This window comes from Arthrobacter stackebrandtii (assembly GCF_017876675.1).
Classification (GTDB): Bacteria; Actinomycetota; Actinomycetes; order Actinomycetales; family Micrococcaceae; genus Specibacter; species Specibacter stackebrandtii.
Genome location: NZ_JAGIOI010000001.1, coordinates 3,831,520 through 3,855,213 on the forward strand (window position 1 = coordinate 3,831,520; position 23,694 = coordinate 3,855,213).

Consider the following 23,694-nt stretch of genomic DNA (forward strand, 5'->3'; position numbering starts at 1 on the left):
GGCGCAAGGCGCCCAACGCCGTCGTGCCTGGCGAAAAACGTCGTCGCGCTGTCAGTGAACACACAGCCGCCGAACGCTGCCAAACACCGTCCGGCAGGAGTACGTTGTTAGCGGTAGCAATTCATTGTCCGGGGCAACAACAGGAGGATCTGTGCTGTTTAGATTGATCGCCCGCAATTTGGCGCCCCACAAGGGTGCGCTGGTTGCCGTGGTGGTGCTGCAGTTCCTCTCCACCATCGCCTCGCTCTACCTGCCCACGCTCAATGCGGACATCATCGACGACGGCGTGGTCAAGGGCAACATTGGTCTCATCATGAACCTGGGCCTCTGGATGCTGTTGATCACCGCGGGCCAGGTGCTGTGCGCCATCACTGCCACCTTCCTCAGCGCCCAACTCGCCATGGGTGTTGGGCGCCAGATCCGCCGCGACCTTTTCAACAAGGTGGAGACGTTCTCCTCCCAGGAAGTCGGTACGATCGGCGCCCCGTCGCTCATCACGCGCACCACCAACGACGTCCAGCAGGTGCAGATGCTGACGCTGATGTCGTTCACCCTGATGGTCATGGCGCCCATCATGTGCATCGGCGGCATCGTCCTCGCCATGGCCCAGGACGTGCCGCTCTCCGGCCTGCTCCTGGTCATCCTGCCCGTGCTGATCGTTGCCATCGGCCTGATTGTCCGCGTCCTGGTCCCCACCTTCCGCAAGGTCCAGCACCAGCTTGACGACATCAACGGCGTGCTCCGCGAGCAGGTCACCGGCATCAGCGTCATCCGCGCCTTTGGCCGCCGTGACTACGAGGCCGACCGCTTCGCCACCGCCAACGGAAACCTCACGGCATCCCAGCTGCGCGCCGGCCGCCTCATGTCCCTGATGTTCCCCACCATTTTCTTCGTCGTGAACGTCACCAGCGTCGGAGTGCTCTGGTTTGGCGGGCAGCGCATTGACGCCGGCGACATGCAGATCGGCGCCCTGACCGCGTTCCTGAGCTACATCATGCAGATCCTCATGTCCGTCATGATGGCCATGTTCATGTTCATGATGATCCCGCGCGCGGCTGTCAGCGCCGAACGCATCACCGAGGTCCTGGATACGGAGGCCAGCGTGGTCGACGCCCCCGGCGCCGTCGAGGTGGGCCGGCTCGACGGCACCCTGCGCGTCACCGACGCCGCGTTCAGCTACCCCGGCGCCCAGGCCCCCGTGCTCTCCGGCGTCACCTTCACCGCCGCCCCGGGAAGCACGACGGCGGTCATCGGCTCCACCGGCAGCGGCAAGTCGACCCTCGTGAACCTCATACCCAGGCTGTTGGATGCCACCGTGGGCACCATTGAGCTGGGCGGGCACAACATCAGGGATGTGGCCCTGTCCGGCCTGCGCGGCTCCATCGGCCTGGTCCCGCAAAAGGCGTACCTGTTCACCGGCACGGTGGCCAGCAACGTCCGCATGGGCAACCCGGAAGCCACCGACGAGCAGGTGTGGCAGGCCCTGGAAACCGCCCAGGCAGCCGACTTTGTCCGGGACATGCCGGGCGGGCTGGACGCGCCCATCGAACAGGGCGGCTCAAACGTCTCCGGCGGACAGCGCCAGCGCCTGTGCATCGCCCGGGCCGTCGCCGCCCGGCCCTCGGTGTACCTTTTTGACGACAGCTTCTCCGCCCTCGACTACGCCACCGACGCGAAGCTGCGCGCGGCCCTGAAACCCGTCACCCGGGACGCTGCCGTGCTGGTGGTGGCCCAGCGCGTGGGCACCATCCGGGATGCGGACAACATTCTGGTGCTCGACGAGGGCAGGGTTGTGGGGCAGGGCACGCATGAGCAGCTGCTCCTCGACTGCCCCACGTACCAGGAAATTGTCACCTCGCAAATGAGTGCCGACGACGGCAGCAACGGATTCCAGGAGGTGCAGGCATGAGCATGATGAGGGGCCGCGGCGGCCCGCCGCAAAAGGCCATGCAGTTCGGGCCAAGCCTCAAGCGCATCCTCGGGCTCATCGCCCCGGACAAGTGGCGCATCACGGCTGTGATCACCATGGCCACCATCTCCGTGGGGCTGTCGGTTGTGGCGCCCAAGATCCTGGGCCACGCCACCGACATCATCTTCAACGGCGTGGTGGGCAAGATGCTCGAGCAGTTCCCGGCCGGCACCACCAAGGAACAGGCCGTCGCGGCCCTGCGCGCGTCCGGTCAGGGGCAGCTGGCGGACATGCTCTCCGGCATGAACGTGGTCCCCGGCCAGGGCCTGGACCTGGCTGCACTGGGCGCGGTGCTGACCATTGTACTGTGCCTGTACATCGCGGCATTCTTCTTCAATTGGTCACAGGGCTTCATGACCACCGGCATTGTCCAGCGCGCCATGTACCGGCTGCGGCGCGACATTGAAGACAAGCTCGACCGGCTGCCCATGTCGCACTTTCAGCAGGAATCGCGCGGGGACCTGCTCTCCCGCGTCACCAACGACATTGACAACTTTTCGCAGACACTCAACCAGACCCTGACCCAGGTGCTCATCGCCGTGCTGACGGTGGGCGGGGTCATCGGCATGATGTTCTCCATCTCGCCCCTCCTGGCCGGCATCTCCCTGCTCACGATCCCGCTCATTGCGGGCATGACCTTCATGATCGCAAAACGCTCCCAGGTGCAGTTTGCCGCCCAGTGGCGCAGCACCGGAGAACTCAATGGCCACGTGGAGGAAATGTTCACGGGCCACGAGATCATCAAGGCCTTCGGCCAGCAGCAGCAGGCCATTGACAAGTTCGCCACCTCCAACGACGAGCTCTACGCCTCCAGCGCAAAGGCGCAGTTCATTTCCGGCATCATCATGCCGGGCACCAATTTTGTCTCCAACCTCAACTACGTGGTGGTGGCTGTGCTGGGCGGCATCCAGGTGGCGCAGGGCGTCATCACGATCGGCAGCGTGCAGGCATTCATCCAGTATTCGCGCCAGTTCAGCCAGCCGCTGTCCCAGCTGGCCAGCATGATCAACCTGCTGCAGTCCGGTGTCGCCTCCGCCGAGCGGGTGTTTGAGCTGCTCGACGCCGAGGAGCAGCGCCCCGACCACGTCCCGGCCGCGGCACTGGCGAAGCCCCCTGCCGGCAGGGTGGCCTTTGACAATGTCAGTTTTGGCTACAGGCCGGAGCAGCCGCTCATCAAGGATCTGTCCTTCACGGCGGAACCGGGGGAGACGGTCGCCATCGTCGGACCCACGGGCGCCGGAAAGACCACCCTTGTCAACCTGCTCATGCGCTTCTACGAGATTGACGGCGGCACCATCACGATCGACGGCGTCAACACGGCACTGCTGACCCGCGACGACCTCCGCAGCCAGTTCGCCATGGTGCTCCAGGACGCCTGGCTGTTTGGCGGAACGATCCGGGAGAACCTGGCCTACGGCAGGCTCGACGCCACGGAGGCGGAGATCATCGAGGCGGCCGAGGCCACCCACGTCGACCATTTCGTCCGATCCCTCCCCGACGGCTACGACACCGTGCTCACGGACGACGGCGGCGGACTCAGCCAGGGCCAGCGCCAGCTCATGACGATTGCCCGGGCCTGGGTGGCGAACCCCGGCATCCTGATCCTGGACGAGGCCACCAGCTCGGTGGACACCCGCACCGAGGTCATGATCCGCCAGGCCATGAACAAGCTGCGGGCCAACCGGACCAGCTTTGTCATCGCCCACCGGCTCTCCACCATCCGCGATGCCGACCTCATCCTGGTCATGGACCAGGGCAGCATCATCGAACAGGGAACCCACGAGGAACTGTTGGCCGGGAAGGGTTTCTACTACGATCTTTACATGAGCCAATTTGGCGAGCCCCTGGTGGAAGAAGTGAGCCAATCATGAATGCCATGGACATCCTGATGCGCCGCTGGCGCCTGGAAACAGAATCCACCGTGCCGCCGTTTGAGCAGGTCCGGCTGCGCATCCTGGACCTCGCCGCCTCCGGAGAACTGGCCGTGGGAACCAAGCTTCCCTCGGTCAGGGCGTTGGCGGCCGACCTTGGCGTGGCCGCCAACACGGTGGCACGGGCCTACCGCGAACTGGAACAGGCCGGCGTGGTCGTGACGGCGGGGCGCAGCGGCACCTCCGTCGCCACCGGAGGGGACCGGCTGGCCGCAAAGGTGGCCGATGCCGCGGACGCCTTTGCCGCCGTCGTGCGCGAACTCGGGGTTCCGCAGGCACAGGCGCTGCGGATCGTCACCGCAGCACTGGAACGCGGGTAATTTCCCCTGCCCCAGGGGTGCGTGTTCGAACGAAGTTTCGATTATACTTTTTGAAGGAAGGCTGCGCGCGGCGTACAGGCGGGCGCGGCACGGCCACGGCGCGGACCGCGCTGCGGCGTCAGTGATGTGAAGGAAACTTTTGAAACAGTCTGTATCCACTGAAATTGTCCGCCCGGACTTGTCCCGTCTCGTCGTCAAGGGCGCCCGCGAGCACAATCTGCGCAACGTGGACCTTGACCTGCCCCGCGACGCCATGATCGTGTTCACGGGCCTGTCCGGCTCCGGCAAGTCCTCGCTGGCCTTCGACACCATCTTTGCCGAGGGGCAGCGGCGCTATGTCGAGTCCCTGTCCGCCTATGCGCGCCAGTTCCTTGGCCAGGTGGACAAGCCGGACGTGGACTTCATCGAGGGGCTCTCGCCCGCCGTGTCCATCGACCAGAAGTCGACGTCGAAAAACCCGCGCTCCACGGTGGGCACCATCACGGAGATTTACGACTACATGCGCCTGCTGTGGGCGCGCGTCGGCACGCCGCACTGCCCCGTCTGCGGGGAACCCATCACCAAGCAGACACCGCAGCAGATCGTTGACCAGCTGCTGGAAATGCCGGAGGGCACCCGCTTCCAGGTCCTGGCGCCGGTGGTCCGCGACCGCAAGGGCGAGTTTGTGGAACTGTTCCGGGAACTGGCGGCCAAGGGCTATTCCCGCGCCAAGGTGGACGGCGAGCAGGTCCAGCTCAGCGACCCGCCGAAGCTGAAGAAGACGTTCAAGCACACCATTGAGGTGGTCGTGGACCGCCTCGTGGTCAAGGACGGGATCCAGCAGCGGCTCACCGACTCCGTGGAAACCGCCCTGGGCCTGGCGGAGGGCCGCATCCTGGCCGAGCTCGTGGACCTGGACGCCGGCGATTCCGGCCGCATCCGCTCGTTCTCGGAAAACCTGGCCTGCCCCAATGAGCACCCCCTCGCCATTGACGAGATTGAGCCGCGGTCCTTCTCCTTCAACAACCCCTTCGGCGCCTGCTCCGCCTGCAGCGGCATCGGCACCAAGCTGGAAGTGGATGAGGAGCTGGTTGTCCCCAACCCGTTCATGTCCCTGCGCGACGGCGCCATTGCACCGTGGTCGCTGGGCACCGCCACCACCGAGTACTGGAACCGGCTGCTCGAGGGCCTGGCGGCCGAGCTGGACTTCACGCTCGAAACCCCCTGGAACAAGCTGTCCACCGACGCCCGCACGGCCATCCTGTACGGCAAGGACCACAAGGTTGTGGTCCAGTACCGCAACCGCTTCGGCCGTGAACGCAAGTACAGCACGGGCTTCGAGGGCGCCGTGCAGTACATCCAGCGCAAGCACATGGAGACGGAGTCCGATTCCGCCCGGGACCGCTACGAAGAGTACATGCGCCAGATCCCGTGCCCGGCCTGCGGCGGGGCGCGCCTGAACCCGGCATCGCTGTCCGTGCTTATCAACGGCATGTCCATCGCCCAGGTGTGTGCGCTCTCCATGCGCGACTGCTTCGACTTCCTCTCCAACCTGGTCCTCACGGGCCGGGAGGCGCAGATCGCCAGCCAGGTCCTGAAGGAGATCCAGGCCCGCCTGAAGTTCCTGCTGGACGTGGGCCTGGAATACCTGAACCTGGAACGCGCCTCGGCCACCCTCTCCGGCGGCGAGGCACAGCGCATCAGGCTGGCCACCCAGATCGGGTCCGGCCTGGTCGGCGTGCTGTACGTCCTTGATGAGCCCTCGATCGGCCTGCACCAGCGCGACAACCGCCGCCTCATCGAAACGCTGACCCGGCTGCGCGACCTCGGCAACACGCTCATCGTCGTGGAACATGACGAGGACACCATCAAGGAGGCCGACTGGATCGTGGACATCGGCCCCGGCGCCGGCGAGCACGGGGGCGAGGTCGTCCACTCGGGGTCCCTCGAGGGCCTGCTGGCCAACACCGAATCCCTTACGGGCGACTACCTGTCCGGACGCAAGGCCATCGCCGTCCCGCCCAAGCGGCGCAAGTACGACAAAAAGCGCGAACTCACCGTGGTCGGGGCCCGGGAAAACAACTTGCACACCATTGATGTGAAGTTCCCGCTCGGCGTCCTGACGGCCGTGACCGGTGTCAGCGGCTCCGGAAAGTCCACCCTTGTCAACGAGATCCTGTACAAGGTGCTCGCCAACAAGCTCAACGGCGCCAAGCAGGTGGCCGGACGCCACCTGCGTGTGGACGGCCTGGAGCACCTGGACAAGGTGGTGCACGTTGACCAGAGCCCCATCGGCCGCACCCCGCGCTCCAACCCGGCCACCTACACGGGTGTTTTTGACAACATCCGCAAGCTCTTCGCCGAGACGAATGAGTCGAAAATGCGCGGCTACCAGCCGGGCCGTTTCTCCTTCAACGTCAAGGGCGGGCGCTGCGAGGCCTGCACCGGCGACGGCACGCTGAAGATTGAGATGAACTTCCTGCCCGACGTCTACGTGCCCTGCGAAGTGTGCCACGGCGCCCGCTACAACCGCGAGACGCTCGAGGTCCACTACAAGGGCAAGTCCATTGCGGACGTGCTGAACATGCCCATCGAGGAAGGCGCCGAGTTCTTCGCCGCCTTCACGCCCATCGCCCGGCACCTGCGCACGCTGGTCGACGTCGGACTGGGCTACGTGCGGCTGGGGCAGGCTTCCACCACGCTCTCCGGCGGCGAGGCGCAGCGCGTCAAGCTCGCGGCAGAACTGCAGAAGCGCTCCAACGGACGCAGCATCTATGTGTTGGACGAACCCACCACGGGCCTGCACTTCGAGGACATCCGCAAGCTCCTGCTGGTGCTCCAGGGCTTGGTGGACAAGGGCAACACCGTCATCGTCATCGAGCACAACCTCGACGTGATCAAGAGTGCCGACTGGATCGTGGACCTGGGCCCCGACGGCGGCACCGGCGGCGGGCGGCTTGTGGCGGCAGGCACGCCCGAGAAGGTGGCCAAGAGCTCCGAGAGCTATACGGCCGAGTTCCTCCGCGAGGTGCTGTAAGGCGCCGGAACCACCGGAGCCAGATATGCCCGTTGCGGCATGGATGGCCTCCAGTGTGCCGGGGTCGTGAGAAACTATGGACGTGAGTACTGCAATCCCTGCCACAAACGCGGGCATAAAACGTGACGGCCCGCCCTCTGTGGTCCTTTTTGACCTCGACGGAACCCTGGTTGACCCCGCCGGCGGCATCACCGGAGGCCTGCAGCATGCCCTTGCTGCCATGGACCTGCCGGTTCCCAGCCTCGACGAGCTGAACGCCGTCATCGGACCCAAGCTTGCCGACGCCCTGGTCAACCTCCTGGGCGTGCCCGCCGGCAAGGTGGAGGATGTCATCGCCGCCTACCGCGCCTGGTACGGGGCCCGGGGCATGGCCATGTCCGTCGTCTACCCCGGCGTGGAGGAGGTGCTGGCGCAGCTGCAGGCGCGCGGCGTGCAACTTGCCGTGGCCACCCAGAAGCCGGAGCCGCTGGCCAAGGTCCTGCTGGCCCATCACGGGCTGGACCGCTACTTTGTGGCGATCCGGGGCTCGCACGCCGACGAGACGCTGAAGCCGGGCGACCCCGGCTACCGTCCCGGAAAGACGGAAATCATCGCGGCCGCCCTGGCGGAGACGGCACCCGCGGCTGCCGCCGGTGCCGAACCCGGCCAGCTGCCGCACGCCGTCATGGTGGGCGACCGGCACCAGGACGTTCACGGTGCCGCCGGCAACGGGCTGGAGTGCGTCGGCGTTGCTTGGGGATTTGCCGCCGACGGAGAGCTGGCAGCGGCAGGAGCCCGCGCCGTCGTCCAGTCCGCGGAGGAACTTCTGGCAACGCTCACCGCAACGGCGGGGGAGGGCACCCATGGCGATCTATGACATGACCCGCGTGCTGACGCGCGGAACCATTAAGGGCCTGTGCCGGCCCACCGTTGAAGGCGTGGAGAACGTTCCCGTGGAAGGGCCATTCATCGTGGCACCCAACCACCTTTCATTTTTTGACTCGGTCATTGTCCAGGCGCTGACCCCGCGGCCAGTGTCCTTTTTTGCAAAGGCCGAGTACTTCACCGGCAAGGGGCTCAAGGGCAAGCTGCAGAAGGCCTTCTTCGAATCCGTGCATTCCATCCCCGTGGAGCGCGGCGAGCAGGCGGCCAGCGTTGCGGCGCTGAAGACACTCCTGGAAATTCTGGGCCGCGGCGACGGCGTTGGCATCTACCCGGAAGGGACCCGCTCGCGCGACGGTGTGCTGTACCGGGGGCGGACCGGCGTCGGCTGGCTGGCGCTCACCACCGGCGCACCGGTTGTTCCCGTGGGCATCATCGGCACCGAGAAGCTGCAGCCGGCCGGGAAGAAGACTGTCCACCCGGCCCCGTTCACGCTGCGCTTTGGCAAGCCGCTGACGTTTGAAAAGACAGGCCCGGACCATTCACTGCCTGCCCGGAGGGCCGCCACCGACGCCATCATGGACGCTATTGCGGAGCTGACCGGCCAGGAACGCAGCACCAAGTACAACCAGAGCCCCGCCGCCGAATAGTCCCCCCGCCCTTGCACAAACAAGGGCAGGGCCGTGCGCACCGGGCCGGGAGGGGCCCGGCACTGCCTTGGGCCCGGCACTGCACCGCGCTGCTTTGGGCCGGCCCGGCGGCGACAGCCTAGGATGTAGTTGTGGCAGATCCCAGCACCTACCGGCCCAAGACGGGCGAAATTCCCACCGATCCCGGCGTATACCGTTTCAGGGACGAACACGGGCGCATCATCTACGTGGGCAAGGCCAAAAACCTGCGCTCACGGCTGAACTCCTACTTCGCCAACCCGGCCACGCTGCTGCCCAAGACCCACGCCATGGTGCACCATGCCGCGAGCGTGCAGTGGACCATCGTGGGCAGCGAGCTTGAAGCGCTGCAGCTGGAATACACGTGGATCAAGGAATTTGCACCCCGCTACAACCTGGCCTTCCGGGACGACAAGACGTACCCGTACCTGGCCGTGTCGATGGGCGAAAAATACCCGCGCGTGCAGGTCATGCGGGGGGAGCGGCGCAAGGGCACCAAGTACTTCGGCCCGTACACGGCGGGCGCCATCCGGGAAACCATGGACACCCTGCTGCGCGTGTTCCCCGTGCGCAGCTGCAGCCCCGGCGTGCTGCGCCGGGCCGAGCGCAGCGGCCGGCCCTGCCTGCTCGGTTACATCGACAAGTGTGCCGCACCCTGCGTGGGGCGCATCAGCGAGGAGGACCACAAGGCCCTCGCCCAGGACTTCTGCGACTTCATGGGTGGCGAGGCCAAGCGCTTCATCAGCACCCTCGAGAAGCAAATGAAGGAAGCCGTCGCCGAGCTCGACTATGAGCGGGCCGCCCGGCTGCGCGACGACATCATCGCGCTCAAAAAAGTTTTCGAACGCAACGCCGTGGTGCTGGCGGAAGACACCAATGCCGACATTTTCGCCGTCGAACAAGATGAACTCGAGGCGGCCGTCCAGGTGTTCTACGTCCGCGGCGGGCGCATCCGGGGCCAGCGCGGCTGGGTGGTGGAGAAGGTGGAGGACGCCACGGACGCCGAACTCTGGGAGCACCTCATGCAGCAGGTCTACGGTGCCGAGGAGTCGCAGCAGGACAACATTCCGCGCCAGATCCTGCTGCCGGAGCTCCCCACCAACCACGAATACCTCGCCGAATGGCTGGGCGGGCTGCGGCAGGGGAAAGTCTCCATCAAGGTGCCGCAGCGGGGTGAGAAGGCCGCGCTCATGGACACCGTCCAGGCGAACGCGCGACAGGCCATGCTGCTGCACAAGTCACGCCGGGCGGGTGACCTGACCACGCGGTCGCTGGCCCTTGCCGAACTGCAGGAGGCCCTCGACCTGCCCATGCCGCTGCTGCGCATCGAATGTTACGACATCTCGCACGTGCAAGGCACCAATGTGGTCGCATCCATGGTGGTTGTGGAGGACGGAATCGCTAAAAAGGGGGAGTACCGCAAGTTTGCGATCACCGGCGATGCCGCCATTGACGACACCGCATCCATGTACGACGTCATCAGCCGCCGCTTCAAGAATTACCTGGCCGAGCAGCAGGAGCGTGCCCAGGCGGCACCCGCCTCCGGCCAGATTTCCCCCGGGGGAGAGGCAGCCGAGACTGTCCGCGGCAAGTTCGCCTACCCGCCCAACCTCGTGGTGGTCGACGGCGGCGTGCCCCAGGTCAACGCGGCATCGCGTGCGCTGGCGGACCTCGGCATCACCGACGTGGCCGTGGTTGGCCTGGCCAAGCGGCTCGAGGAGGTGTGGGTTCCGGACAGCGATTTCCCTGTCATCCTGCCCCGTTCCTCCGAGGGACTGTACCTGCTGCAGCGCATCCGCGACGAGGCCCACCGCTTCGCCATCACCTTCCACCGGGCCAAGCGGGGCAAGGCCATGGTTGCCTCCGTGCTGGACACCGTGCCTGGCCTTGGCCCGGCCAAGCAGAAGGCGCTGCTGGCACACTTTGGCTCGCTGAAGAAGGTCCGGGCGGCATCCCCGGATGAATTGTCACAGGCCAAGGGCATCGGCCCCGCCCTCGCGGCGGCCATCCATGCCACCCTCGGCGCCGACGGTTCGGGTGAGGGTGCTGCGCCGGCAGTGAACATGACGACGGGCGAAATCCTGGACTAGCGGGCAGCACCGGTGCCGCGACCCCTTAACCCGCTTCGCGAGTTTGGGGCCCCTGCGACTAGGCTTAGTGGCAAGACTGCCAGCAATCTAGTGACAGGGAAGTGCAATGACAGAACAGCAGGACGAAACCTCAACCGTGGATGGGGACCTGACTCCCATCAAGCCTGTCGAATCGGAACTTCTGGTTGTCACCGGCATGTCCGGGGCCGGCCGAAGCACGGCCGCCAATGCCCTCGAAGACCACGGCTGGTACGTAATTGAGAACCTGCCGCCGCAGATGCTCGGCACACTGTCCGAGCTTGTCTCGCGCATGCCGGGGGCGCTGCCCAAGCTGGCCGTCGTCGTCGACGTGCGCGGCAAGGCCCTCTTCGCCGACATCCGCGAATCACTCAACGCCCTGTCCGCCGCCGGCGTCGCCTACCGGGTGCTGTTCCTGGACGCCAGCGACGACACCCTGGTGCGCCGCTTCGAGCAGGGCCGCCGCCCGCACCCGCTCCAGAAGGACGGGCGCATCCTCGACGGCATCGCCGCCGAGCGCGTGCTGCTCGCCGAGATGAAGGCCCAGGCGGAAATGCTCCTGGACACCTCCGACTTGAACGTCCACCAGCTGGGTTCAGCCGTCACGGAGCTGTTCTCCGAGTCCGGCCCGGTGGTGCTGACCCTGACCGTCATGAGCTTCGGCTTCAAGTACGGCCTGCCCGTGGACGCCAACTATGTTGCCGACGTCCGCTTCATCCCCAACCCACACTGGATCCCGCAGCTGCGCCCGCTCACAGGCCAGGACGAGGCCGTCAGCAACTTTGTCCTCAAGGACAACGGCGCGGCAGACTTCGTGGACCGCTACGTCCACGCCCTGGAACCAGTGCTGGAAGGCTACCGCCGCGAGAACAAGCACTATGCCACGATCGCCATTGGCTGCACGGGCGGCAAGCACCGTTCGGTCGCCGTCGCCATTGAACTGGCCAAGCGCCTGAGCCAGCTGCCCCGCGTCACCACCAGCATCCGCCACCGCGACCTCGGCCGGGAGTAGGCGCGCGTGTACACGGGAATTTTGCCGATCATTCCGTCGGCAGCGAAATTGTCGGGCCCGGAATCGGCAGTGCAGGTGGCAGCCCTCGGCGGCGGGCACGGGCTGGCCGCCTCCCTCTCCGCCCTGCGCCTGATCACCGGCAACATCACCGCCGTCGTCACGGTCGCTGACGACGGCGGTTCCTCCGGCCGCCTGCGCGAAGAGTTGGGCGTCCTTCCCCCGGGCGACCTCCGCATGGCGCTGGCCGCACTGTGTGACGACACCGACTGGGGCCGCACCTGGCGCGACGTCATGCAGCACCGCTTCACCTCCCGCGAGGGCATCTCGGGTTCCCTCGACAACCACGCCTTGGGGAACCTGCTGATTGTCACCTTGTGGGAGCTGTTGGGCGACACCGTGGCCGGACTGCGCTGGGCGGGTGCCCTGCTGGGCGCCCGCGGCGAGGTGCTGCCCATGGCCAGCGTGCCCCTCACCATTGAAGGGCGGGCCAAGGACAACGGCGTTCCAGGCCCGCTCATCACCGGGCAGTCGGTCCTGGCCAAGGCGGGAGAACTCGACTATGTCCAGCTCATGCCGCAGGACGCACCGGCGTGTGCGGAGGCCGTCGAGGCAATCCACAACGCCGACTGGGTGGTCCTGGGCCCCGGTTCCTGGTACACGTCCGTGCTGCCGCACCTGCTGCTGCCGGAAATGCGCGACGCCCTGTGCACCACCAAGGCCAAGCGGCTGCTCACCATGAACCTGGACGTCAACGATGCCGAGGCAGCCGGCATGAACGCCGCAGACCACCTGCATGTCATCGCCCGCTACGCGCCGGGATTCACGGTCGATGTGGTGCTGGCCGATCCGCGGTCCATCGCCGACGTTGACGAGTTCCGGGCAGCCGCAGCCATGATGGGCGCGCAGGTGGTGTTCGGCATGGTCGAAGGCACGGCCGGCAAGGCGGTCCATGACCCGTTGCGGCTGGCCGCGTCATACCGCGATATTTTTGGGGGATATTAGATGTTTGTGAAAGTGGAGGCTGAACCATGGCGCTGACAGCGGCGGTAAAAGAGGAACTCTCCCGTCTGGAGATCAAGAAATCCTCGGTGCGCAAGGCTGAAGTCTCAGCCCTGCTGCGATTCGCCGGGGGATTGCACATCATCTCCGGGCGCATCGTGATCGAGGCCGAGGTGGACACGGCGGCAACGGCCCGCCGGCTGCGCCTGGCCATCGCCGAGATGTACGGGCACCAAAGCGAGATCGTCGTCGTTTCCGGCGGCGGGCTGCGGCGCGGCAGCCGCTACGTGGTGCGCGTTGTCCGCGACGGTGAGGCACTGGCGCGCCAGAGCGGCCTGCTCGACGGCAGGGGACGTCCCGTGCGCGGGCTGCCGTCCGCCGTCGTCAATGGTTCGACGGCGGATGCCGAGGCGGTCTGGCGCGGCGCCTTCCTGGCGCACGGCTCCCTGACGGAACCCGGCCGCTCCTCGGCCCTGGAAGTCACCTGCCCCGGCCCGGAGGCCGCGCTTGCCCTGGTGGGCGCCGCCCGACGGCTGGACATTGCCGCCAAGGCGCGCGACGTCCGCGGCGTGGACCGGGTGGTCATCCGCGACGGCGACACCATCGGTGAACTGCTGGTCCGCATGGGTGCCCACGACACCTTCCTCGTCTGGGAGGAGCGGCGCATGCGCAAGGAGGTGCGGGCAACCGCCAACCGCCTGGCCAACTTTGACGACGCCAACCTGCGCCGCTCGGCCCAGGCCGCCGTGGCTGCCGGCGCCCGGGTGGAGCGTGCCCTGGAGATCCTCGGCGACGACGTCCCGGACCACCTGCAATATGCCGGCGCCCTGCGCGTGGCCCACAAGCAGGCGAGCCTGGACGAGCTGGGCCGGCTGGCCGACCCTCCGCTGACCAAGGACGCCATCGCCGGGCGCATCCGCCGCCTGCTGGCCATGGCGGACAAGAAAGCCAAGGACCTGGGCATCCCGGGCACTGAGTCCAACGTCACTTTTGACATGCTGGATGGCTAACGCGCCTAGTATGAAAGAGTAGAGACGTGGGGCGGCCGGAAACGGCTGTCCACAGGTTCGGCCCACGTGGCCGGCAAACACTAGAAGAAACGCAATGGAGGAACCGTGACTAAGTACACACTTCCAGAACTCAGCTATGACTACGCTGCTCTGGAGCCCAATATTTCCGCCCGCATCATGGAATTGCACCACAGCAAGCACCACGCAGCATACGTTGCCGGTGCAAACCAGGCCCTTGAGCAGCTGGCAGAGGCCCGCGAAAGCAACAACTTCGCCAATATCAACAGGTTCTCCAAAGACTTGGCATTCCACCTCGGCGGCCACACCAACCACTCCATCTTCTGGAACAACATGTCACCGGACGGCGGCGACAAGCCTGAGGGCGAGCTCGCAGCAGCAATCGACGACGCCTTCGGCTCCTTCGACGCCTTCCGCGCCCACTTCACCGCCGCCGCCATGGGCATCCAGGGCTCCGGCTGGGCGCTGCTGTCCTACGAGGGCCTCGGCGGCAACATGGTCATCGAGCAGCTGTTCGACCAGCAGGGCAACGTCCCCGTGGCCACCACCCCGCTGCTGATGCTGGACATGTGGGAGCACGCCTTCTACCTGGACTACGTCAACGTCAAGGCTGACTACGTCAAGGCATTCTGGAACCTCGTGAACTGGGCCGACGTGTCCAAGCGCTTTGAGGCGGCCCGCAAGAACGCCACCTCGCTGATCCTGCCGTAAGGCGGAACTGCGGCGCGGCGGCAGCACCGCCGCGCACATGACCAATATATGGACGCCCGCTCCGTAAGATTAACGGGGCGGGCCCCATAGAACGTAATATGGATCACGACGCCTGTTTTTACGGCGCCAGCAAGAAGATCTCTGCCCAACGTCGTGCGGGAAACCATGGTTGAAGGTGACCTTCAGCCTGTCTACGTGTGTTCAATTTGGAGCACCAAGGAGAGAGAACAAGTGACTACTCGTATTGGTATCAACGGGTTCGGCCGCATCGGCCGCAACTACTTCCGCGCCGCCCTTGCCCAGGGTGCCGACATTGACATCGTTGCCGTCAATGACCTGACCAGCCCTGAGACCCTGGCACACCTGCTCAAGTACGACTCCGTAACCGGCCGCCTGGCCGCCAGCGTTGAAGTTGTGGACGGCCACCTGGTTGTCAACGGCAAGACCATCCAGGTCTTCGCCGAGCGCGATCCCTCCAACCTCCCCTGGGGCGAGCTGGGTGTTGACATCGTCATCGAGTCCACCGGCTTCTTCACCAAGGCAGCAGGGGCACAGAAGCACATCGATGCAGGCGCCAAGAAGGTCCTGATCTCCGCACCGGCCTCCGACGAGGACATCACGATCGTCATGGGCGTCAACGACGACCTGTACGACCCGGCTGCGCACAACATCATCTCCAACGCATCCTGCACCACCAACTGCCTCGGCCCGCTGGCCAAGGTCCTGAACGACAACTTCGGCCTGGAGCGCGGTCTCATGACCACCATCCACGCCTACACTGCCGACCAGAACCTGCAGGACGGCCCGCACAGCGACCTCCGCCGTGCACGCGCCGCCGCCATCAACATGGTCCCCACCTCCACGGGTGCGGCCAAGGCCATCGGCCTGGTCCTGCCGGAGCTCAAGGGCAAGCTCGACGGCTACGCCATCCGCGTGCCCGTCCCCACGGGTTCCGCCACCGACCTGACCGCAACCGTCAGCCGCGAGGTCACTGTTGAGGAAGTCAACGCCGCCTACAAGGCTGCAGCCGCCGAAGGCAAGCTGGCCGGCTACCTGACGTACACCGAGGATCCCATCGTTTCCTCCGACATCGTCACGGACCCGTCCTCCTCGATCTTCGACTCGGGCCTGACCAAGGTCATTGGCAACCAGGTCAAGGTTGTTTCCTGGTACGACAACGAGTGGGGCTACTCCAACCGCCTGGTCGACCTGACCAAGCTCGTCGCCTCGAAGCTCTAAGGCGAACGAATGACTCTTCACACCCTCAACGAACTTATCGATGAAGGTGTCCGCGGGCGGTACGTACTGGTCAGAAGTGACCTGAACGTGCCGCTCGACGGCTCTAACGTCACAGACGACGGGCGCATCAAGGCATCCCTGCCCGTCATCAAGGCACTGGCAAATGCCGGCGCACGCGTCCTGGTCAGCGCCCACCTGGGCCGGCCCAAGGGAGCTCCCGAGGCAAAGTACTCACTGGCCCCGGCCGTGACGCGCCTGGCTGAACTGGCCCCCGAATTGAACGCGACACTGGCAGCCGACACCACCGGTCCCGCCGCCCAGGCGGCTGCTGCCGCCCTGGCCGACGGCTCCGTCCTGGTGCTCGAGAATGTGCGTTTTGACGCCCGCGAGACCTCCAAGGTCGACGGCGAACGCGCGGCTTTCGCTGCCGAGCTCGCCGCCCTCACAGGGGACAACGGCGCCTACGTTGACGACGCCTTCGGTGCGGTGCACCGCAAGCACGCCAGCGTGTTCGACATTGCCAAGGCACTGCCGTCCTACCAGGGCGACCTGGTCAAGACCGAGCTCGAGGTGCTGCGCAAGCTCACCACCGAGTCCGAGCGGCCCTACGTGGTGGTGCTGGGCGGATCCAAGGTCTCCGACAAGCTGGCCGTGATCGACAACCTGATCGGCAAGGCAGACTCCATCCTGGTGGGCGGCGGAATGCTGTTCACCTTCCTGGCAGCCCAAGGCTTCAAGGTGGGTGCCTCCCTGCTTGAGGTCGACCAGATCCCCGTGGTCCAGGACTACCTGGCACGCGCAGCCGCGGCAGGCACCACGTTCGTGCTGCCCACCGACATTGTGGTTGCGGCGGCGTTTGCCGCCGACGCGGCCAACGAGGTCGTGCCGGCGACGGACATGGAGGCAAGCTCCTTCGGCGCCACCGGGCTCGGCCTGGACATCGGACCCGAAACCGGTGCCGCGTTTGCCACGGCCATCGCCGGAGCCAAGACGGTCTTCTGGAACGGCCCCATGGGCGTGTTCGAGTTTGCCGCCTTCGCAGAGGGCACCCGCGCCGTGGCAGCAGCCCTGGCCGCGAACAGCAGCAACGGCGGCTTCACCGTCGTCGGCGGCGGCGACTCCGCCTCCGCAGTCCGCTCGCTCGGTTTTGAGGATGCCGCCTTCGGGCACATCTCCACCGGCGGCGGTGCCAGCCTGGAATTCCTTGAAGGCAAGGAACTCCCCGGACTGGTTGCACTGGAACGCTAGCTGCACCGAGGTGGTGGCAGGGTCCGCCCTGCCGCCACCTTTTTGCCGCAGGCACCCCTTGACTTTTAGCTACAAGTTTTACTCTAAGCAACGCAAGAAACGAGAGAAGCGATGACTACTTCAACGAACGGCAATTTTGACCGGACGCCGCTGATCGCAGGCAACTGGAAGATGAACATGGACCACGTCCAGGGCATCACCCTCCTGCAGAAGCTGGCATGGACGCTGTCCGACGCCCGCCATGACTTTGCCCGGGTGGAAGTTGCTGTCTTCCCTCCCTTCACCGACCTGCGCGGTGTGCAGACCCTGGTCCAGGGCGACAAGCTCAAGCTCGCCTACGGCGGCCAGGACCTCTCCGACAAGGACTCCGGCGCCTACACCGGCGACATCTCCGGTGCCTTCCTGAACAAGCTCGGCTGCGCATACGTCCTGGTGGGCCACAGCGAACGCCGCGAAATCCACGGTGAAGGCGACGAGCTGCTCAACGCCAAGGTCAAGGCCGCGTTCCGCAACGACGTCACGCCCGTGCTGTGCGCCGGTGAAGGCCTGGAGATCCGCAAGGCCGGCACCCACGTCGAGCACACCGTCGCCCAGGTCCGCGGCGGAGTCGCCGGCCTGACCGCCGAGGAAGCCGCCAAGCTCGTCATCGCCTACGAGCCCGTCTGGGCCATCGGCACCGGCGAAGTGGCCGGCCCGGAAGATGCACAGGAAATGTGTGCCGCCATCCGTGCCGAACTCGCCGAACTCTTCGACGCCGAAACGGCCGCCAAGACACGCCTCCTCTACGGCGGCTCGGTCAAGGCGAACAACGTGGCGGCCATCATGTCCGAGCGTGACGTCGACGGTGTCCTGGTGGGCGGCGCAAGCCTCGATGCCGGCGAGTTCGCCAGCATCGCCCGCTTTGAAAGCCACCTCGTCACGAAGTAGTCCCCACACGCTCCCCGGCCTCGTACCCCGGCCGGGGCCCCTCGCGTGTGTGGGCCCATCCACTTGCCCGCCCGACAAGTCGCTTCGCGATTTTGCCGGAACGCGGCAGGCATGGGCCCGGCACCCCTCCCGGGGCTCCCGGGTCCTCCCTCCGTCATGAACCGTGTCCATTCGCAATGTGCGGGTGGACACGGTTAGACTTGGCTGCGGTGCAACCACCAAAGTCTTGATTTACCCATCTCCATGCTGAAAGGCCCCTCCGTGGAAGCTCTACAAATCGCACTGCAGATTCTTTTGGGTGTCACCAGCCTGCTGCTGACCCTGTTGATCCTGCTGCACAAGGGCCGCGGCGGCGGCCTCTCTGACATGTTTGGCGGCGGCATGAGCTCAAACCTCGGTTCGTCAGGTGTTGCCGAGCGCAACCTGAACCGCTTCACAGTGGTCCTGGGCATCGTCTGGGGCCTGGTCATCATCGGCCTCGGCCTGATAATGTCCTACGGCAACATTGGCGGCTAGCAACACGCCGCAAGACAGGAGAAGGGCCCCGATTGGTTTGCACCGATCGGGGCCCTTCCCTTTGCCCTGCAGAACCGCCTGCAGCAAGGTCCGCAGAATTCCTCCGCACCCCGGCAGACGAAAATGACGGATCCGATTGACTCGGATCCGTCATTGTCGCACCACCAACGGGCTGTGGGCGTGCCCAGCCCCGCTCTGCTGCCTAGGGCTCGCGGCGCATGAGGGCGCCCGGCACCTTGGCGGCGGCCGCTTCGTCGAGCAGCCACAGCGTCTTGTTGACGCCGCGTGCACCCGATGCAGGCACCTGCACCTCGCTGGCACCGGCCAGGCCCAGGCCCACCGCGGCGGCCTTGTCCGCCCCTGCGGCCACGATCCAGATTTCCTGGGCCGAGTTGATGGCCTCAAGGGTCAGGGACACGCGCTCCGGCGGCGGCTTGGGGGAGTTGCGCACGCCCACTGCGGGAGTGCCCTTGGTGCGGATGCCTGCCATCTCCGGGAACAGCGAGGCGATGTGTGCGTCCGGGCCCAGGCCCAGCAGCAGCACGTCGAAGCGGGGGACGGCGGGCGCCTGTGCCGGGGACGCGTCGTCGTTCTCCCACTCCGCAGCCGCCGCGGCGGCGAGCTCCGCAACGTACAGTGCCGCGGCCTCGTCCACATCGGCTGCGGTGTCGCTGGCAGCCATTGCGTGCACGCGCGCCGGGTCCACGGGGATGTGGTCCAGCAGCGCCTCAGAAGCCTGGCGGAGGTTGCGGTCAGGCGAGCCGGTTTCCACAAAGCGGTCGTCGCCGAACCAGAAGTTGACCTTGCCCCAGTCGACCGCGAGGCGGGCGGGGGATGCGGCGACTGCGGCGAGCGTGGCAATGCCGACGCTGCCGCCGGTCAGCACCACGGTTGCTTCGCCGCGTTCACTCTGGACGTCCAGCAGCCGGGTGATGAGCCGGGCAGCCGTGGTGGCGGCCAGCACATCGAAGGAGGGGTGCGGGGTGACACGGATGTTTGAACTCATGACTGGACAACCTCTTCTTCTGCCAATAGCTTTTGCAAGCCTTCGGTGACAACTTCGCCAAACACGTCGTCCGGATCAAGACGGCGCAGTTCCTCGGCCAGGCAGTCCTGGAGGGACCGCCGCGGCAGGGAAATTTGTTGCTGGGGCTGGCCCGGCTGGCTCAGCACGGCCTCGAGGCTGCCGGGGCGGGTGAGTTCCACATTGCCCTTTGACCGCTCGATGACAACCTGGCGGATGCCGGTGCCGCGCGGATCCTCCACCACGGAGATGGGGACCTGCAGTGCCTTGTGCAGCCACGACGCCAGCAGCAGTGTGCTGGGGGAGTCGCTGGCACCCTCGACCCGGAGCCCCGTGATGGGGTCCGCGCCGTCGTACTGGTCAAGGGCGGCTGCGAGCTGGATGCGCCAGTTGGTCAGGCGCGTCCAGGCAAGGTCGGTGTCGCCGGCCGCGTACGTCAAGGCGATGTGCTTGAGCGCGTCGCGGGGGTCATCCGCGTTGGCGGAATCGGTGATCCGGCGGTGGGCGATGCGGCCCACGGGCGACTTGCTCGGAACCTGCGGTGCCTCATTGGGCCACCATGCCACGATGGGCGCGTCCGGCAGCAGCAGCGCGGAGACGATGGACTCGTTCTCCACCGCCAGTTCGCCGTAGCCACGCAGCACGATGACCTCGGAGGCACCGGCGTCGCCGCCCACGCGGATTTCACCGTCGAGGCGGGTTTCCTCCCCGGATGAACCGGTCGCGAGCACGATGATGCGGCAGGGGTGCTCCCGGCTGGCCAGGTTGGCCGCCGCGATGGCTTCCTCCTCCAGGCCGTTTTTGGTGATGACCACCAGTGTCAGGACACGGCCCAGGGCGACAACGCCGCCCTGCTCGCGCATCTTGACGATCTCCTTGGTGATCTTGGAGGTGGTTGTGTTGGGCAGTTCAACGATCATGGACGCCGCCACATCCTTCCGTCTCGGGTCAACAGTTCGTCGGCTGAGGCGGGGCCCCAGCTGCCGGGTTCGTAGCTTTCAGGCTGGATGCCCTCGGCTGCCCAGTATTCCTCGAACGGGTCAAGGATCTTCCAGGACAGTTCCACCTCTTCATGGCGGGGGAACAGGGGCGGTTCGCCGAGCAGCACATCCAGGATGAGGCGCTCGTACGCTTCCGGGCTGGACTCGGTGAAGGCATGTCCGTAGCCAAAGTCCATGGTGACGTCGCGGACCTCCATCTGCGTGCCCGGCACCTTGGAGCCGAAGCGGATGGTCACGCCCTCGTCCGGCTGGACGCGGATGACGACGGCGTTCTGGCCGAAGTCGTCGTCTTCATGGTCGGTGAACAGCAGGTTGGGTGCACGCTTGAACACCACGGCGATCTCCGTCACGCGGCGGCCCAGGCGCTTGCCTGCCCGCAGGTAGAACGGCACGCCCGCCCAGCGGCGGGTGTTGATGTCCAGGCGCAGCGCGGCGTAGGTTTCCGTGGTCGAATCGGCGGGAATGCCCTCTTCGTCCAGGTAGCCCAAGACCTGCTCACCGCCCTGCCAGCCGCCGGCAAACTGCCCGCGTGCCGAGTGGGTGGAGAGGTCGTCCGGCAGCTTGACTGCTGCCAAGACCTTTTCCTTTTCAGCGCGCAGGTGGTCGGCGTTGAAGGAGATGGGCTCCTCCATGGCCGTCAGCGCGAGAAGCTGCAGCAGGTGGTTCTGGATGACGTCGCGGGCTGCGCCCACGCCGTCGTAGTAGCCGGCACGGCCGCCGGTGCCAATGTCCTCGGCCATGGTGATCTGGACATGGTCGACGTAGTTGGCGTTCCAGAGAGGCTCGAAGAACTGGTTGGCAAAGCGCAGCGCCAGGATGTTCTGTACCGTCTCCTTGCCCAGGTAGTGGTCGATCCGGAACACGGCGTCGGCAGGGAACACCGACTCCACAATGTTGTTCAGGGCGCGGGCGGACTCCAAGTTGTGGCCGAAGGGCTTTTCAATGACCACCCGGCGCCAGCTCTCATCCTCCGTCTGTGCCAGGCCGTGCTCGGACAGCTGGCGGCAGACCTGCTCAAACGCCTTCGGCGGGATGGACAGGTAGAACGCGTGGTTGCCGCGCGTGCCGCGGCTTGCATCCAGCCCTGCCAGGGTGGACTTGAGCCGTTCGAATGCGTCGCCGTCGTCAAATTCACCCTCAACGAAGCGGATGCCCTCGCGCAGCTGGTTCCAGACGGCCTCGTCAAAGGGCGTGCGGCAGTACGCCTCCACGGAGGCGCGCACCTCCTTGGCAAACTGTTCGTCGCTCCACTGGCGGCGGGCAAAGCCCACCAGCGCAAAGCTGGGCGGGAGAAGTCCGCGGTTGGCGAGGTCGTAGACGGCGGGCATGAGCTTCTTGCGCGCCAGGTCCCCGGTCACTCCAAAGAGCACCAGGGACGACGGGCCCGCCACCCGGGACAGCCGGCGGTCGCGGCTGTCCCGGAGCGGGTTTTCATTGTGTCGTGTAGCAGAAGTGGACATCTGTTGGGCAGCGCCTTATGCGTTCTCGGTGCGGCCCGCAAGCGCGGCCACAGCAGTCTGGAGTTGGGCCACGCCGGCGGCGGTGTCGTTCAGGTGCAGCCGCAGGACCGGGCGGCCATGGGCCGCCAGCACTGCTGCGTCGCCCGCCGCCTGGGCGGCAATGAGCTCGCCAAAGCTGAACGGCCGGTCCGGGATGGCCAGGTCCGCGGTGGCGGTACCGGTCACCTGCAGGAACACTCCGACGGCGGGGCCGCCCTTGTGGAACTGCCCGGTGGAGTGCAGGAAGCGCGGGCCCCAGCCAAAGGTGACCGGACGCGCAGTGGCCTGTGCCAGCTCGTCGCGGATCCCCTCCAGGGGTGCGTTGTCCAGGCGGTCCAGGTAGACCTGGACGCTGAGGTAGCCATCCGCGCCGAGCGTTCCGGCAAGTGCGGCCAGCGCATCGGTGACGGTGGTCGCGCCGGCCAGCCATGCGGCGTCGGAATTGGCGCAACGAACCTCGACGGCACCGTCAACAAACAGTGCAGCGGTGGGCGCCGGGGTGGCGTCAAGCAGGCCCCGGGCGGCTTCCTTGGCGGCCTCGACGTCCGGCTGGTCGAAGGGGTTGATGCCCAGCAGGCGTCCGGCGACGGCGGTGGCGAACTCCCACACCATCATCTGCGCACCCAGGTCTCCGGCGATGCTGACCTCGTTCTCGCGAAGTTCAACGTCGGAGTCCCCGGCCACCAGCCGCACCACCAGTACGTCGGCGGCACCGCCCGTGACCTCGGGAGAGTTGGGGCCTGCCACGACCGGCAGCACGCCGGTGCCCAGCTTGCCCGTGGACTCGGCGATGAGCTGCTCGGCCCAGTCCGCGAAACCGACAATGCCCGAACCTTCGTCGACGATCACAATCTTGTTGCGCAGCGGCGAGGTGCCGCCCAGGGCTGCGCCAAGGCGCAGGCCCACGTTGTCGACGTCGTCGTCACGGAGCATCTCGGCGGCTTCCTCGGCGGAATCCAGGAGTGCCGCGATGTCGACACCGGCCAGGCCGGAGGGCACCAGGCCAAACGCGGTCAGGCCGGAGTAGCGCCCGCCAACGTTCGGGTCAGCATTGAACACCTTGCGGTAGCCGGCCTCGCGGGCAGACTTGTCCAGGGGCGAGCCGGGGTCGGTGACGATGATGATGCGCGACTTGGCATCGAGGCCCGCGGCAGTGAACTCCTGCTCAAAGATGCGGCGCTGGGAGTCCGTTTCCAGGGTGGAGCCGGACTTCGAGGAGACCACGATGGCCGTGGTGGCCAGGCGGTCGCTGACGGCGGCGCGGACCTGGTCGGGGTCGGTGCTGTCCAGGACGGTCAGCTCGACGCCTGCGGTGGCCGTGATGACCTCCGGGGCCAGGGACGAGCCGCCCATGCCACAGAGGACAATGTGGTTGACGCCTTCGCCGCGGAGCTCGTCGCGCAGGGCGGCGATGTCCTCCAGCAGCGGCGCCGATACCTCGGGTGCCTCAACCCAGCCGAGCCGGATCGCCGACTCCGCTTCGGCGTCCGCGCCCCACAGGGTGGCGTCCTTCGCGAAAATGCGTGAGGCGACCTGGTCGGCGACCAGTGTCATGAGGTGCGTGGCGCCGGCCTCCTGGGCAGCGCCGGTGGCTGCAAATGCCAGTGATGTCATGGG

At 66.3% G+C, this 23,694-nt stretch carries 19 protein-coding genes; 15 read left to right on the forward strand and 4 right to left on the reverse strand.

The annotated features are described in order from the left end of the window. The first annotated feature begins 151 nt into the window (after positions 1 to 151). The 15 genes from JOF48_RS16770 to secG all read left to right on the forward strand — a co-directional run bounded on the left by JOF48_RS16770 (position 152) and on the right by secG (position 18,553). Complete coding sequence (locus JOF48_RS16770) at positions 152 to 1,909, forward strand: ABC transporter ATP-binding protein (protein WP_209682554.1); 1,758 nt, start codon at positions 152 to 154, stop codon at positions 1,907 to 1,909. After that, positions 1,906 to 3,840 carry an ABC transporter ATP-binding protein gene (locus JOF48_RS16775; protein ID WP_209682557.1) on the forward strand — a complete coding sequence of 645 codons (1,935 nt, stop codon included), beginning with the start codon at positions 1,906 to 1,908 and terminating at the stop codon, positions 3,838 to 3,840. Before JOF48_RS16770 ends, JOF48_RS16775 begins: the two co-directional genes overlap by 4 nt. Next, positions 3,837 to 4,220 carry a GntR family transcriptional regulator gene (locus tag JOF48_RS16780; RefSeq protein ID WP_245346588.1) on the forward strand — a complete coding sequence of 128 codons (384 nt, stop codon included), beginning with the start codon at positions 3,837 to 3,839 and terminating at the stop codon, positions 4,218 to 4,220. Before JOF48_RS16775 ends, JOF48_RS16780 begins: the two co-directional genes overlap by 4 nt. A 139-nt stretch (positions 4,221 to 4,359) precedes the next feature. After that, positions 4,360 to 7,236 carry an excinuclease ABC subunit UvrA gene (gene uvrA, locus JOF48_RS16785; RefSeq protein WP_209682560.1) on the forward strand — a complete coding sequence of 959 codons (2,877 nt, stop codon included), beginning with the start codon at positions 4,360 to 4,362 and terminating at the stop codon, positions 7,234 to 7,236. A gap of 82 nt (positions 7,237 to 7,318) precedes the next feature. Then, positions 7,319 to 8,092, forward strand: coding sequence for an HAD hydrolase-like protein (locus tag JOF48_RS16790; protein ID WP_342591284.1), 774 nt, complete (start codon positions 7,319 to 7,321; stop codon positions 8,090 to 8,092). Further along, positions 8,079 to 8,747 (forward strand): lysophospholipid acyltransferase family protein, encoded by a 669-nt coding sequence (locus JOF48_RS16795; RefSeq protein WP_209682565.1) that lies wholly within the window; start codon positions 8,079 to 8,081, stop codon positions 8,745 to 8,747. Before JOF48_RS16790 ends, JOF48_RS16795 begins: the two co-directional genes overlap by 14 nt. Positions 8,748 to 8,878: 131 nt before the next feature. Further along, entirely contained in the window at positions 8,879 to 10,855 is a 1,977-nt protein-coding gene (uvrC, locus tag JOF48_RS16800) for an excinuclease ABC subunit UvrC (RefSeq protein ID WP_209682568.1), read from the forward strand. A 106-nt stretch (positions 10,856 to 10,961) separates the two neighbouring features. Then, positions 10,962 to 11,885 carry an RNase adapter RapZ gene (gene rapZ, locus JOF48_RS16805; RefSeq protein WP_209682571.1) on the forward strand — a complete coding sequence of 308 codons (924 nt, stop codon included), beginning with the start codon at positions 10,962 to 10,964 and terminating at the stop codon, positions 11,883 to 11,885. Between the two features lie 6 nt (positions 11,886 to 11,891). Continuing rightward, a complete protein-coding gene (locus JOF48_RS16810) occupies positions 11,892 to 12,887 on the forward strand; it encodes a gluconeogenesis factor YvcK family protein (protein ID WP_209682574.1) in 996 nt (331 codons plus the stop codon). A gap of 26 nt (positions 12,888 to 12,913) precedes the next feature. Then, positions 12,914 to 13,894, forward strand: a complete 981-nt coding sequence (gene whiA / locus JOF48_RS16815) for a DNA-binding protein WhiA (protein ID WP_203314320.1) — start codon at positions 12,914 to 12,916, stop codon at positions 13,892 to 13,894. A 105-nt stretch (positions 13,895 to 13,999) separates the two neighbouring features. After that, positions 14,000 to 14,623 (forward strand): superoxide dismutase, encoded by a 624-nt coding sequence (locus JOF48_RS16820; RefSeq protein WP_209682578.1) that lies wholly within the window; start codon positions 14,000 to 14,002, stop codon positions 14,621 to 14,623. Positions 14,624 to 14,854: 231 nt separating this feature from the next. Then, positions 14,855 to 15,862, forward strand: a complete 1,008-nt coding sequence (gap, locus tag JOF48_RS16825) for a type I glyceraldehyde-3-phosphate dehydrogenase (protein WP_209682580.1) — start codon at positions 14,855 to 14,857, stop codon at positions 15,860 to 15,862. Between the two features lie 9 nt (positions 15,863 to 15,871). Continuing rightward, positions 15,872 to 17,110 carry a phosphoglycerate kinase gene (locus tag JOF48_RS16830; protein WP_209682583.1) on the forward strand — a complete coding sequence of 413 codons (1,239 nt, stop codon included), beginning with the start codon at positions 15,872 to 15,874 and terminating at the stop codon, positions 17,108 to 17,110. 111 nt (positions 17,111 to 17,221) lie between these two features. Then, the gene (gene tpiA, locus JOF48_RS16835) at positions 17,222 to 18,037 is read left to right on the forward strand and encodes a triose-phosphate isomerase (protein ID WP_209682586.1); all 816 of its coding nucleotides are present in this window, start codon (positions 17,222 to 17,224) and stop codon (positions 18,035 to 18,037) included. Positions 18,038 to 18,280: 243 nt separating this feature from the next. Next, positions 18,281 to 18,553, forward strand: coding sequence for a preprotein translocase subunit SecG (gene secG, locus JOF48_RS16840; RefSeq protein ID WP_245346589.1), 273 nt, complete (start codon positions 18,281 to 18,283; stop codon positions 18,551 to 18,553). Positions 18,554 to 18,755: 202 nt separating this feature from the next. Here the strand turns inward: secG and pgl are convergent, their stop codons facing one another. Genes pgl through JOF48_RS16860 form a run of 4 tightly spaced genes read right to left on the reverse strand, consistent with a single transcriptional unit; the run spans position 18,756 to position 23,691 of the window. Further along, on the reverse strand, positions 18,756 to 19,559 hold the full coding sequence (gene pgl / locus JOF48_RS16845) for a 6-phosphogluconolactonase (RefSeq protein ID WP_209682592.1): 804 nt from the start codon (positions 19,557 to 19,559) through the stop codon (positions 18,756 to 18,758). Next, the gene (locus JOF48_RS16850) at positions 19,556 to 20,497 is read right to left on the reverse strand and encodes a glucose-6-phosphate dehydrogenase assembly protein OpcA (protein ID WP_209682594.1); all 942 of its coding nucleotides are present in this window, start codon (positions 20,495 to 20,497) and stop codon (positions 19,556 to 19,558) included. The genes pgl and JOF48_RS16850 overlap by 4 nt, the downstream gene beginning before the upstream one ends. Continuing rightward, the gene (gene zwf, locus JOF48_RS16855) at positions 20,494 to 22,038 is read right to left on the reverse strand and encodes a glucose-6-phosphate dehydrogenase (protein ID WP_209682596.1); all 1,545 of its coding nucleotides are present in this window, start codon (positions 22,036 to 22,038) and stop codon (positions 20,494 to 20,496) included. The genes JOF48_RS16850 and zwf overlap by 4 nt, the downstream gene beginning before the upstream one ends. 15 nt (positions 22,039 to 22,053) lie before the next feature. Beyond that, positions 22,054 to 23,691 carry a glucose-6-phosphate isomerase gene (locus JOF48_RS16860; RefSeq protein ID WP_209682598.1) on the reverse strand — a complete coding sequence of 546 codons (1,638 nt, stop codon included), beginning with the start codon at positions 23,689 to 23,691 and terminating at the stop codon, positions 22,054 to 22,056. Between the last annotated feature and the right edge of the window lie 3 nt (positions 23,692 to 23,694).